Origin of the sequence: Paenibacillus sp. IHBB 3054 (genome assembly GCF_051594305.1) — a bacterium.
GTDB lineage: Bacteria > Bacillota > Bacilli > Paenibacillales > Paenibacillaceae > Paenibacillus_AQ.
In genome coordinates this window covers 70,412-84,095 of record NZ_JBOFBG010000004.1, presented here as the reverse complement: position 1 = coordinate 84,095, position 13,684 = coordinate 70,412, and the positions used below count along the sequence as shown (strand labels likewise).

The 13,684-nt window shown below is 47.6% G+C and carries 9 protein-coding genes; 3 read left to right on the top strand and 6 right to left on the bottom strand.

Annotated elements, in window-relative coordinates:
* The first annotated feature begins 1 nt into the window (after position 1).
* Positions 2 to 997 carry a Gfo/Idh/MocA family protein gene (locus tag ACQ76X_RS07125; protein WP_438492572.1) on the top strand — a complete coding sequence of 332 codons (996 nt, stop codon included), beginning with the start codon at positions 2 to 4 and terminating at the stop codon, positions 995 to 997.
* 46 nt (positions 998 to 1,043) lie between these two features.
* On the opposite strand, the gene ACQ76X_RS07120 is transcribed toward ACQ76X_RS07125, so the two are convergent.
* The 6 genes from ACQ76X_RS07120 to ACQ76X_RS07095 form a co-directional block, all read right to left on the bottom strand.
* Positions 1,044 to 1,961: a VanZ family protein gene (locus ACQ76X_RS07120; RefSeq protein ID WP_438492570.1), complete on the bottom strand. Its 918-nt coding sequence runs from the start codon at positions 1,959 to 1,961 to the stop codon at positions 1,044 to 1,046.
* Between the two features lie 181 nt (positions 1,962 to 2,142).
* Entirely contained in the window at positions 2,143 to 3,888 is a 1,746-nt protein-coding gene (locus ACQ76X_RS07115) for an ABC transporter substrate-binding protein (RefSeq protein ID WP_438492568.1), read from the bottom strand.
* A gap of 76 nt (positions 3,889 to 3,964) precedes the next feature.
* Positions 3,965 to 4,867, bottom strand: coding sequence for a carbohydrate ABC transporter permease (locus ACQ76X_RS07110; protein ID WP_438492566.1), 903 nt, complete (start codon positions 4,865 to 4,867; stop codon positions 3,965 to 3,967).
* Positions 4,868 to 4,876: 9 nt separating this feature from the next.
* A complete protein-coding gene (locus ACQ76X_RS07105) occupies positions 4,877 to 5,833 on the bottom strand; it encodes an ABC transporter permease (RefSeq protein WP_438492564.1) in 957 nt (318 codons plus the stop codon).
* 124 nt (positions 5,834 to 5,957) lie between these two features.
* Positions 5,958 to 7,517, bottom strand: coding sequence for a response regulator transcription factor (locus ACQ76X_RS07100; protein WP_438492562.1), 1,560 nt, complete (start codon positions 7,515 to 7,517; stop codon positions 5,958 to 5,960).
* Positions 7,510 to 9,303, bottom strand: coding sequence for a cache domain-containing sensor histidine kinase (locus tag ACQ76X_RS07095; protein ID WP_438492560.1), 1,794 nt, complete (start codon positions 9,301 to 9,303; stop codon positions 7,510 to 7,512). Before ACQ76X_RS07095 ends, ACQ76X_RS07100 begins: the two co-directional genes overlap by 8 nt.
* Before the next feature lie 491 nt (positions 9,304 to 9,794).
* Here ACQ76X_RS07095 and ACQ76X_RS07090 point away from each other — a divergent pair, with 491 nt between their 5' ends.
* Both ACQ76X_RS07090 and ACQ76X_RS07085 read left to right on the top strand, forming a co-directional pair.
* Complete coding sequence (locus ACQ76X_RS07090) at positions 9,795 to 12,605, top strand: sugar-binding domain-containing protein (RefSeq protein WP_438492558.1); 2,811 nt, start codon at positions 9,795 to 9,797, stop codon at positions 12,603 to 12,605.
* A 330-nt stretch (positions 12,606 to 12,935) separates the two neighbouring features.
* Positions 12,936 to 13,679: an FCD domain-containing protein gene (locus tag ACQ76X_RS07085; RefSeq protein ID WP_438492556.1), complete on the top strand. Its 744-nt coding sequence runs from the start codon at positions 12,936 to 12,938 to the stop codon at positions 13,677 to 13,679.
* Positions 13,680 to 13,684: the final 5 nt, after the last annotated feature.

Below are 13,684 nucleotides of genomic sequence, written 5' to 3'. Positions count from 1 at the left end.
AATGAAATTAGGAATCGTGGGAGCCGGCAACATAGTAATGGAGTTATTAAGTTTTGTTCGTGATATTCCTACTATTTCATTGCAGGCCATCTGTTCAAAACCTGACCATCAGGAAAAATTGCTGACTCTGCAAAGCCAATATGGAATCTCTCAGATCTTCTGCAATTATGCTGAGATGCTTGGGAGTGATGAAGTGGATACGGTCTATATCGGGCTGCCCAATCATCTGCATTATTCCTATGCGAAAGAAGCTTTACTGAGAGGCAAGCATGTCATTTGTGAGAAGCCGTTCACATCCAACTTGGGTGAATTTCTGGAGTTGAAAGAGATTGCACTTCATAGTGGATTAATACTGGTAGAAGCCATCACGAATCAATATTTAAAAAACTATCTAAGCATGAAGGAATTTCTGCCCAAACTGGGTGAGCTCAAAATCGTGGAATGCAACTATTCCCAATATTCATCCCGCTATGATGCCTTCAAAGCAGGAGAGGTGCTGCCCGCCTTTAACCCGGAACTGTCTGGGGGAGCGTTGGTGGATATCAATATTTATAATATTCATTTGGCGATAGGCCTCTTCGGAAGCCCGGAGAAGGTGGAGTACTTTGCGAACATGGAGCGTGGGATTGATACTTCAGGCATTCTGATGCTTGATTACGGTGAATTCAAATGTGTCTGCATAGGTTCAAAAGACAGCACAGCCCCTAGTGCGGTTAACATTCAAGGCAATAAAGGATATATCCGCCTGACAGGCTCGACTAACAGTATAGATTGCTTTGATTATGTTCCCAATAAGGAGCAACCCATCCGGGTAGATCGTAAAGATCATCCCCACCGGATGTATGATGAATTCATCGCCTTTGACCGTATGATAAATGAAATGGATATGGAAAAGGTTACGGATAGGCTCGAACATAGCGAGAGAGTCATGCGTGTGATTGAGCTTGCCAAGCTGTCTGCCAATCTTGTGTTTGGTCCGGACAGATCGAAGCAATAAATATAAAAAAAGGGCCACTGACATATTCAGTGGTCCTTCTCTACATTCATTCCCACCAATGCTTCATTTCTGTAATTCCAACATCCCACAGTTTAGCATTGCCGGAAACTATAATCGTAATTTCGTTGATTTTATCAAAGGGTATCTCCAGAGGTTCGGCTTCTTTACTATATTCATCATTGTATTGAGCCACCATGTTCCCATCTGCCATTACAGTGACCGCACCCTTAGAATCTCCATTGTCCTGAATGCCATAATTGGAATAGAACTTTACATCCATTTTGTTCCCCAGGATATAGGTGTACTTTTTATCTTTGTCGCCATCACTGCTATACAAGTTAAATTCAGGTTCAATTCTCTTGCCTGCTACAGTGAAAGTTGGAAGGTTCCCGGTCATAGGAATATTACCTGTAACTTCCTTCAGTTCATGTAGAGCTCGGATAGGGGCTTCTTGTTTCACTAAAGCATAATTGACAGTTTCAGAGATCATAATTATCCCTATAAAAAATAGAACAACTGACAAAGCTGCAACCATGAGCTTTTTATAAGTGATTTTCGGAGAAAATCCAACCTTGTATGCGAAAAATCCTATCGCGCCACCTAATGTATTGGATATTACATCATCTACATCAAAGCTGCCGAGATAAGTTAAAGCCTGCAACGTTTCCAGAACGAGAATCGCCAAGACAAACAAAGAAATGAACTTCCTGAATCTGACACGATACAACAGGGGGAAAAGTATGCCGAAAGGGATAAAGGCAGCAATATTGCCAAAATCATATACCCATGAAAAAGTCAGTTTTGGAAAACGAAGCGGAATGGTTTCTGGAACAAGTATAAATGTGTATCCAGATTGGCCCGTTGCATTCTCTAATCTGTTAAAAGCAAAGAATATAAAATACAAAATTAAAATGGTGTATAGAATGGTTCCTGCAGAGATGAACTTACGCCATTTCGTTTCCATAAATATCTCCTTAATCTCATACTAAAACACACTTTGATGCACACGATTTATATTATAATATTTATATTGGTGGATGTAAACGAAGTGAGGAACCCATTCACCTGCTTTAATCGAATAGGGGTGACCCTCAGCCATAAATGACTGCTTGGGACACCCCTGTCGTTATCTACACATAATACCCTTATTTACTGCTCCATAAGGCTACACGGTCCTGAACGTATTTGGTATAGCCTTTTTCCATTTTCTCAACGCCGGCTTTATCCAGTTCAGCCATGTAGGCATCCCAGATTTTATCGAATTCGGCCGGTTTCGCCAGGATGGCCTGGGGAATGCGTTTCCACGTAATATCCCTCATTTTGTTACCCAGAATGGAGACTTCATCTTCGCCCGGAATCGCGATATTCCATGCCGCTCCATAAGCTTTTTCCGTGAATTCTTCTTCTTTCGGGAACAAATCCTTCCAGGTGGTAGCCTTGTAAGCGGCCAAGGTTTCTTTTTCAATATCGCTGTATCCCAATACAAGCTGTTCCGGGAAATTTCTAGTGTAATAGTTCCCGGTTGAGTCCTTGGCGCCATCACCGTAGTGTACCATCATATTCCAGTAGAAGCCAAGTCCGGATTCTTTAGTGAACGCCGTATTGTCGTTGTTAATCCGGTCCTGAACTTCTGCAGGAATGACGCGTTTGCCGTTTTCCACTACATAATGCTTGCCTTCAATTCCCCAGTTGTTCAGGATTTGCCCTTCGTCGGAAGCGAGGTAATCCAGGAACTTAATCGTACGGACCGGATCTGGATTCGTGCTGGAGATCGAGATGCCGTAACCACCCATAAAGCCGGTAGGCCAGAAGCTGGTTTCCTTATATTCTTTCGTCAGCGTTACCGGATAATGGCCATAGGTCTGATCGAATTTGCCTGCCGTCTTGAGTGCCTGCTGGGCGTCGTTGTAGTCCCAATCCTGGTCAATCAGGCCGAGCACCCGTCCGGTAGCTACTTTAGCTTTGTATTGGTCATACTTCTGGACGAAGCTTTCCTTATCGAGCAGGCCGATGTCATTCATATGGTTCAGCCAGCGGAAATATTCTTTCTCCTCTGGACGGCGGAAGTGGTAGATGGCCTCATGTGTCTCCTGATCGACGTAATATTCCCCGTCATCCGAGCCGCCTGTCGTGGCAACCGCAGGGTTGGTGACGGAAATGTACATATGCCAGTCATCTGCGTTTAGGGAAACCCCAATGTTTTTGTTGCCGTTCTCATCGGTCGGATGCTTCTCCAGATAGGCTTTGATCACATTCTCATAATCGGCAACCGTTCTGATTTCCGGATATCCGGCTTCTTTCACCACACGGTGCTGCAGTTCGAACCCGCCCCCGGCCACGAATTTCTTCTCATCCACTGCTGCCCAGGTCGGAATGGCATAGATGGACTGGTCTTCATTGGTATACTTGGCCCGGGCGAGGTTGTCGCCGAGCACACGTTTGATGTTGGGAGCATATTTATCAATTAATTCGGTCAGATCGATGACTGCTCCGGCATCGACAAGCTTGCGGATATCCGCTTTGGCGGAAATAATATCCGGATATTCGCCGCCGGCTGCGATCAATGCGATTTTTTGCTGCGGGTCACCGACAGCAAATTCCGCATCGAGGGTGACACCTGTTTTCTCAGTAAGTACTTTACTGACTTCGTCTTTCATATTGTTCCAGTTCGGATTCGGGTCCTCCGCGAAGAAGGAGAGTGTAAGCGGACTTAAATCTTCGGCTTTCGCCGTAGCCTCTGCGGTGGCGCTGCCACCATTTGTAGCCTTAGTGCCTCCGGTATTCTCTGCCGTATTCTTGGTATTGTTCGAGCCGCCGCAGCCTGCCAGCACACTGAGGAGCAAGGTCAAGACCATCAACACGACGTACGGTTTCGCTGTCTTTCTTGTCATGAATAGAAAACCTCCCTTTTTCTGGTCACAAAATGTATTGTATACACAGGCTAAGCCTGCCGATACCGGAGACGGACTAGCTTTTTACCGAACCCAAAGTCATGCCTTTGACGAAATAGCGCTGCAGAAACGGATAGACGACCAGAATAGGTACAGTGACGACGATCGTGATCGCCATTTTGACCGATTCCGGGGAGATTTGCGCCATAACCTCGGTCATATTGCGGCCGCGGAAATTATCCGCATTGGTCGTCGTGCTCTGGATGACCTTCATCAGCTCAAACTGCAGGGTGGTCAACTCATCCTTGGAACCGTTATAGAGGTAGGTATCTAACCAGGAATTCCACTGGCCGACAGCCAGGAACAGGGCGATGGTTGCTAAGGCCGGTTTGGTTAGCGGGAGAATGACCCGCCAGTAAATTGTGAAGTCGTTGGCCCCGTCCAGCTTAGCGGATTCCTGCAGGGCGTAAGGGAGGCCATCGATGAAGGAACGGATGACGAAGACATTAAATGCACTTACGAGACTGGGGAGGACATAGACGCCGAAGGTCCCCATCATATGCAGATTTTTGATCAGGATGTAGATGGGGATCAGTCCGCCCGAGACGTACATAGTAAGCGCCAGAAATGTGGAGACAAATTTGCGGGCCTGAAAGTCCACCCGGCTCAGGGTGAAGGCCAGCATGGAGGCACTGACTAGCCCGAGGATCGTGCCGATGACGGTGCGCAGGACAGAAATTTTAAGTCCGGTCATCAACCCGGAATAGGCAAAGATCGTCTCATAGTTCTTGAAGGTGAACACACGGGGGAAAACCGTAATCCCGCCTTTGATGCTGTCTGTGGAGTCATTGAAGGAAATCGCCAGCACATTCAGAAAAGGATATAACGTGGCTATAGTCACCACAGTAATCGCAACATAGACTACCAAATCAAAGATGCGGTCCGACCAAGACGCAGCGGCCATTTTATTGTTCAGCATAAGGGCCTCCTATATGATGCTTTCCTTCGTTATTTTTTTGAAAATTCCATTGGCGACAAATAGCAGAATCACACTCACCACAGAGTTGAAGATGTTAATAGAAGTGCCGAAAGAGAAACGTCCCATGCCCAGCCCATAGTTCAGTGCATATAGATCCAATGTCTGCGAGAAGTCGCGCACCAGATTATTTCCTAGCAGGAACTGCTTCTCGAAACCTATACTGATTAAATGCCCGATTGAAATAATAAGCAGTATAACGATTGTAGTCCGGATGCCGGGCAGTGTAATGTTTCTCACCTGCTGCAACCGGCTCGCACCATCCACCCTTGCAGCTTCATACAGCTCCGGGCCTATGCCCGAAATGGCTGCTAGATAGATAATCGTGTTCCAGCCTGTTTCCTTCCAGACATCCGAAGCCGTGACAATCCCCCAGAAGAAATGGCCTTTGGCCATAAATTGAATGGGTTCACTGATAAGATGGAGGCCCATCAGCAGATCGTTCACCGCACCGTTGTCGGTAGAGAGCATCTTGCTGATAATCCCGGCGGCAACTACCCAGGATACGAAGTGGGGAAGATAAGAGACCGTCTGTACGAAGCGTTTCAGAATCTGCAGCCGCAACTCATTCAGAAGGATGGCGAATATGATGGGAATGATGAATCCGGCAAGCAGGCCCATGATACTCATAGCGAGCGTATTGCGCAGCGCATTGAAGAATTGCTCATCCTGGAAAAGCTCCCTGAAGTACTGTAGCCCGACCCATTTCTGCTCGAAAAAGGATTTGCCGGGTTTATATTTTTGAAAGGCCATAGTCCATCCCCATAACGGAAGATAGTTAAATACAAATGCCCAGAGCACAAACGGGATGGCCATCATATAGAGATATTTCTGCTGTAGGAACGTTAGCCAAAAGCGTGAGGCAGGCTTCTTCGGCTCCGGCTTCACTTTGGTGGTAATCGCTTTCATTTATGTCCCTCCTTCGATATGGCATTATCATAAGCTACAGGAAATCAGGGAAACACCCGAACATTTTCTATAAAAAACAGGGGGAAATCAGCCCTTTTCGTAAGCGCTTTCTGAAATTGTACGCTCACATAGAGTTTCTTCTGCGGTAGACGGAAGGAGAGATACCTTCAACTTTTTTGAACTTTTCCCGAAAATAATCCACATCGCTGAAGCCGACTTCGCTTGCGGCCTGATGGATTTTCCAGCCCTGATCCAGCAGCTCCTTGGCTTTCTCAATGCGGACCTTGTCCAGATAGCTATTGAAGGAAAGGCCTGTACTGTTTTTGAAAAGCTTGCCCAGGTACGCGCTGCTGTAAGTAAACACATCCGCCAGCGTTTCGAGTTTCAGGTTCTCATTGTAATGGCGGTGAATAAGGTCTAGCATTCGCTTCATTAAGACGTCCATATCGTCTCGGGTAATTCCGCCTGCATGCTGCTCCAGCATAGTAGTGATGTAGCGATACAGCTGGGGCAGGGAGGTATGTTTATAGATTTGCTGGATTTGCTCATCCATCCGGTTGTGCTGCAAAGCCAGCTCACTGTATTGGAGCGAGAGTTTGTTGATCAAATGCGTGACCATTCGTACATAGTGTGATTTCACAGCCATCTCGGAGTAACTGGCGGCGATCATCAGTTCACCGGTTTCCTGGATTAAGGAAGGGAGTACATCGAAGCTGCCGATTTCCATGGCGAAATACAGGCGCTCCACCACAGCATCAAGCCTGCATTCCACTTCCTCTGATCTGACCTTGAGTACTTTCTTCAGCTTCAGGGAATCCGGTCCAATCATACCTGACTCGTCGTAGAAAAAATGCTCCTTCATCCGTACCAGTGCGGTTTGGTGGGAGACGTGAAGCTCCTCCAGGGTATCCACCATATCACCCGCGGTGATGATGCATTCAAGCCCATGGGCAGTTACGGCTTGCAGTATATTCTGGACCATTAATTTGCGTACAAGCTCCTTCTGATAAGAGGGCTGCAGCAGAACCCCCAAATAGGAGTCCAGCGAGAAGACAATCCCCCACGCCTGTTCATCAAAGCTTGCTGCAAGTCTGGCTTTAACGGCCGTTGAAGGCCCGTTGTCCGCATTGTCCTGGAGCAGCAGCCGGATCAGGACTACCTGATAGGAATCCCATAGCAGTCCTGCTTCATGGATGGATGCCTCCATTGAAGGCAGCATCTGCGGGCTGTTCTCCATCAGCAGGGATTGAACCAGCATTTCGCGGCTCCACACCTTTGCGGCGGCATGATTCTTGCGATGGGCGCTCCGCGCATCCAGCTCTGCGGACAGTTTTGCCAGATATAACTGCAATTCCAATTCATCTACCGGCTTAAGTAAATAGTTATCAATGCCAAAAGCCAGCGCACGCTTAGCATAGTCGAAATCGGCATAACCGCTGAGGATAATGATGTGCAACTCCGGATCGTTTTCCCGCAGCTCTTTAATGAGCTCCAGACCATCTCTGCCGGGCATCCGGATATCTACAATCATTAGATCAGGACTATAGAGTTCATATTTATACTTGGCTTCTATGGCGTTCGCCGCTGTATCTATAATCTGATATCCACAGCTCTCCCAGTCCAGCAGAGCAGTAAGTCCCTCACGGATTGCCAGCTCATCATCCACAATCAACACACTATACATAAGAATCACTCCTCAGGGGGATGGAAAAACTGATCTGCGTTCCGAATCCGGTTTGACTGGACAGGGTAAGTCCGCATTCCGGGCCGTAGGTTAACTGAAGCCGCAAATGAATATTGCGCATCCCGATATTATTGGTTTCATAGTCATCCTTGTTCTCCAGCATCTGCCGGATTTCTTGCATCCGTTCTTTGGAAATACCTATGCCATTGTCGGATACCTGCACCTTGAGCTGTTTGTCTTCTATGCGGATATCCACCCGGACCATACCGCCGTCAATCCGGTTCTCCAGCCCGTGGATCACACAATTCTCCACCAGGGGCTGAATGATCAGCGGCGGAATCTGAATACTGTGAGCCTTGGGGTCCACCTGAAGCTCATAAGCGAGCCTATCATCATAGCGGAATTTCTGAATGACCAGGTAGCAGTTTACGGTCTCCAGCTCACTGTGCAGACTGATCATCCCATTGCCGACCTCCAGGTTTTTGCGCATCATTTTACCGAGCAGCCGCACGACCTGGGATATATCAGACTGGCCCCTGACTAGTGCTTTCATACGGATTGATTCCAGAGCATTGAACAGAAAATGGGGGTTGATCTGGCTGGCCATCATTTTGAATTTAATCTCATTCTGCTTCAGCTCGATTGCATTTTTTTGCCGGTTGGATTCCTGTACCTCGCTCATGAGGTCGTTAATATTCCGCACCATATGATTGAACTGTCTCGCCAGCTGGCCGATTTCATCTTTACCGTCAATTACCAGCGTAGCACCCAGATTACCGGAAGCGACCTTGGATATATGCTTGCTTAAGTGCAGCATCCGTCCGGTGAGCAGCCGGGAGAAATAATAGATAAGCAGAATAGCCATCAGTAATGCAGAAATAATGACAGAGGAAGCCAGTGAGATAATCCGGTTGGGTTCGCTCACGATACTTTCAACGGAAAAGATGGAGATGATGCGCAGACTGTTCAGGCTTCCCCCTGGATGCCAATCATCAATCAGCATTTTGAAAGGGTTGCCATCAATCGTTATATCATAGGGACCTTGTCCGGCGGTGGCGGCAGATACAGGGCTGAAGTTAATATCATCCAGCGATTTGCCCAGCGTATCTGCACGGTTGGAGGCTACTATATTGTCGTTCTCATCTACTATTATGGTTTCAAAAGTCTCCTGATTGAGGATGGCATTAAGTTCGTCTGTATTCACATTTACAACTAAAACTCCGGCGGTACGCTGCTTCAGAAAATCTACTTTGCGGATCAGACTGAGATAATACTGGCCGTTGCGGTTGTCACGGATATAATTCCAGCAGACCAGGCCTTTTTTGGCGATAGCGGTTTGATACCACTGCTCTTGTGTGACCGTTTCATCCGCCTGCAGAAACTCCCAGTTGTCAAGAATCGTGGGGTTATTGATATACAGGCGGATGCTGGAGATCTCTTTGTACAGGCGGATAAAATCACGAAAGTCAGGATAGTCCCAATAAGCCTTCACAACATCATAGACCGACTCGTAGCGGTGGTTGGCAGCTTCCTCCAGTCGGCTGTCATTGGACAGCCGGTAAGCAATGTCGAGCGGGACACCCAGCAATTCGCCGGTCCGTTTTTTCACCCGGTCCACATTGGCAGTAATTTGCTCCAGAGCATTGTCCATCGCCATATTCCGCAGTTCACTCGTCAGAAATACCCCAACAATCAACACCGGAATTAGGGCGACACAGCCAAAAGACAAGAACAGCTTCGTCCTGAGCCGCAGATTGTTCATTAGGGTGATGATTCGGGCATACACAGAAACAAACACCTCCATTGACGTATTTGATAGCGCTTACAACTTAGTGTATCGTTAAACTACCATCCATTAAATGTAATATAATATGCATTTATTGTCTCGTGAAAGAACCACTATATAGATTGAACTTATAAACTTGAGATAAGGAAAAGGAGGGAGGGGGATTTTGGATACTTACGGAGCGGTAGCGTCCGCCTGAAAGCTTTCCGAAGGAAAGCTAGCATCGAAAGCATAAGCAGTCTTCGGATTTCTACCGCTAAGAGCAGTTAAAATCAAGAAATTCTTACGACAACAGCGGCCGGAAGTCCAAACATTCTCCGCAGTTACGACTATAATCCAAAATAGAAGGATCTTAAGTTCAATCTATATAGCTAAAGAAGCTGAGAAGTAAGATGGGTGAAGCAGGAAACAGCTATGTTCAAGGAGAAAGTAATGGGGAACCAAAGATCAGGAGCAACAACATAGGGTTGCATAGATTACCATGATTAGGAGTGAAAGATTTGCAGACAAAGATTAGCCTTATAGGCGAGTGGAAATTGCAATTAGATAAAGAGAAACAGGGACTACAGCTGCCTTTTTCCGATGTCATTACATTGCCGGGAACGACATCACATGCCCGCAAGGGACCGAAGAACGAAGAGGTTCTGGTCAGCGCCCTGACAGATGAATACCTGTTCGAAGGGTCAGCTTGGTATTCGAAGGAAGTAGTAGTTCCAGAAGAACTCGCAGGAAAGACTTGTTTCTTATATTTGGAGCGCACCAGGCTTACGACACTTTGGCTGAACGGCCTAGAAATTGGCAGCCGTGACAGCCTGAATACCGCGCATGTATATGATTTGACAGGGAAGCTTCAGTCTGGCAGTCAGACACTCACCGTCCGGGTCGACAATACTGGATATCCGACCAAAGGCGGACATATGACTTCACCGGACACTCAGACCAACTGGAACGGAATCACCGGACGCATCGAGCTTCAGTTCTACGGCAAGTCCTATTTGAGCGGAATTCGGCTCGATCCGAATCTGTCCGAACGTTCTGTCCGAATCACAGGAACACTGGAAGGAACGGCTGCAACAACGATTGCTGTATCAGCTTCCAGTTTTAATAGCCAGGCAGCCCATTCGGTGGCTGAGCAGGAATTCACAATCTCGCCGGGGAACTTTACGATCGACTATGCGTTAGGTTTGGATGCGCTTCCTTGGAGTGAAAACGCACCCAATCTCTATAACCTTAACATCCTCCTGAAGGATGGAGAAGGCGGAACCGACGAATTGCATGAGTCGTTCTTCGGCTTAAGGGAGTTCAAGACGGACGGCGATAAATTCACGATCAACGGGGAGAAGACTTTTCTTCGCGGCAAACATGACGGACTGATCTTCCCATTGACCGGCTATGCCCCGACTGACGTAGAGGAATGGCTTAGAATCCTGGGGATTTCCAAATCTTATGGTATCAACCATTACCGGTTCCACACCTGCTGTCCGCCGGAAGCGGCCTTTACCGCTGCCGATATGCTCGGGATCTATATGGAGCCGGAGCTGCCGTTCTGGGGAACGATTACGGAACCAACCGATGAGGGTCATAACCAGGCGGAACAAGACTATCTGGTCAGCGAAGGATATGAAATTCTGAAAGCGTTCGGCAATCATCCGTCATTCGTGATGATGTCTCTCGGTAACGAGCTGTGGGGCAGCAGAACCAAGATCGATTCCATTCTCAAAGACTATAAAGCATTCGACGACAGACCCCTGTACACTCAAGGCTCGAACAACCACCAATGGGTACCGGAAATTCTGGAGCATGAAGATTTCTTCTGCGGAGTGCGTTTCTCGAAGGATCGTCTGTTCAGAGGCTCTTATGCGATGTGCGACGCACCACTTGGTCATGTCCAGACCGCACTGCCGGGTACGATGAAGGATTATGACGACCAGTTCGTTCCTCCGTCCCTGCAGAGCGGGGAGATAGCAGAAGCTGGAGGTACTGTCCAAATTCAGTATGGTACCGAAGCCAAGACGGTGCAGGTCGGAGACACGTCCGGAGAATGGATTCCGCATATTCCTGTGATCTCGCATGAGATCGGGCAATACGCGACCTATCCGAATTATGAGGAAATCAGCAAATATACAGGACCGCTCAAAGCTGGGAATTTCAAAGTTTTCCAAGAACGGCTGGAAAGCAATGGCCTGGGGCATCTCGCGGGCAAATATTTCGAGGCTTCTGGACAGCTGGCGGCAGCTTGTTACAAAGAAGAGCTTGAGGCCGCTTTCCGCACCCGGAGACTTGCCGGATTCCAGCTGCTGGATCTGCAGGATTTCAGCGGACAGGGAACAGCCTTGGTAGGTATTCTTGATGCATTTATGGACTCCAAAGGAATGATTACACCAGAGGAATGGCGCACCTTCTGTAGCGATGCAGTCCTGTTGGCAAGATTCCCGAAATACAATTATGTCTCCGGAGAAGTCTTCAGCGCCAGCGTCGAGCTGAGATGGTTCCGGTCCGGAACACCAGATTCCCTTGTGCTGCAATGGGAGTTGACCGCAGACGGCAGAACGCTGGCCGAAGGCTCAAGTGAAGTTAACATCCCGGCGGGTACGAATTACATCGATATCTGCCAGCTGGCCATTGATCTTCCTGCCATCCAGAAGATGACCAAAGCTGTACTTACTCTGAGAATTGCGGGATCAGATATCCGTAAATCCTACGACCTGTGGGTATATCCAGAGAAAAGCGGTTCCGGGCTGGACGGCATCCGCATTTTCGAAGAGCTTTCCGACGAGGCGCTTGCGTTGCTGGAGCAAGGTGACAACGTGCTGCTTATGCCGAAACCTGAGTCTCTTCATAACGCTGTTGAAGGCTTCTATTGTACGGATTTCTGGTGCTACCCGATGTTCCGCTCCATCTCTGAGAGCATGAACCGCCCGGTACCTGTTGGTACCATGGGGCTTCTGATCGACAACAGCCATCCTGTGTTCCGTGATTTCCCGTGCGAACAATATTCCACGTACCCTTGGTGGAGTATCATCGAGAACTCAAAATCAATTATCCTGGACGGAACCGACCGGGAATGGAGCCCAATTGTGCAGACAATCGACAACTTTGAGCGTAATCATAAGCTGGGGTTCCTGTTTGAGTGCCGAGTAGGAGCTGGTAATCTGCTGGTCTGCGCTCTCGACGCCAGTAAAGCAGGCGAAACACCGGAAGGAAGACAATTCTTGTCCAGCGTAGCCGGTTATATGGCATCCAGCGAATTCAAGCCGCAGTACACAGCTAGCGTTTCAGAGCTGCACAAGCTTATTCAATAAGCATCAGGGCCAGTTTGATTTGAATAAATCTTAAGTTCAATTTTGCAGGGAGCCGAAGTAATATCGGCTTCCTGTTTTTTTTAGATAAACAGAAGTAGAAAAAGGAGAGACTTTGATAGGGAGATCACTCAAGCATATTGAAAAATAGATATCGAATAATTACCTCGCAGAGTATGCTTTTCTTGCCCGTTAGTGCTCATTAAAATAAATTGTCAAAATCATGCTTTATTTGGGAGTATTTTGTTGTAGGTTTGTCATTATTTAGTTATAATTCTATTAATCATCAATGAGTAACGATGTCAATTCTAGCAACATGAAAGGATGAACAGAGTGGCACTGGACTCGCATCATCTGCAGCTCGAGTATGAATTCTTAAAGGCTCTGAGGAATGCTGAAGTTCCGCTTGGAGCCAGCACTCTGGTTCATACGCTGGGGAAGAAATATGAACTCAGCCAGGCAACCATCGGACGCAAGCTGATGGAATTTGATTTCGAGGGCTATACCGTTCTGGAAGGCCGCAAAGGGCGTATTCTGACGGAAAAAGGAACAAGGCGCATTGCATATTTGGAGAAAGAACTGCACCAGAAAAATGTAAATTCCCAATTCCTGCAGCTATTGAATAATTCAGGTGAGTCTGCACTGTTGGATGTGCTTGTGGCCAGACGGGCGCTTGAGCGGGAAATTGCCGCACTGGCTGCACAGCGGGCTACAAAGGAAGAAATCAGTCTGCTAGAGGCTTCTATTGCCAGTCAGAACGAGCTGCTATCTCGAAATATCATACCCTATGAAGAAGACCGTGAATTTCATACTTTACTAGCGCTTACGGCGCGTAATCAGGTATTGCTCCATGCAGCACAGCTGGTGTGGCAAACCGGCAAGGACTTCCTGGAGACCGCCTATATTCGCCGCACGGTGGGCAGCGAGCTTGTGGTTGATCACCGTAAAATTCTGGATGCCGTTGTTGCGGGTTCACCCGAGCAGGCGGAAGCGGCAATGGTTATGCATATCAATCAAATGATAGAGGATGTCAAACGTTATTACGCTATTCAAAATCAGGAACAGCGCAATTCGTAAATGAT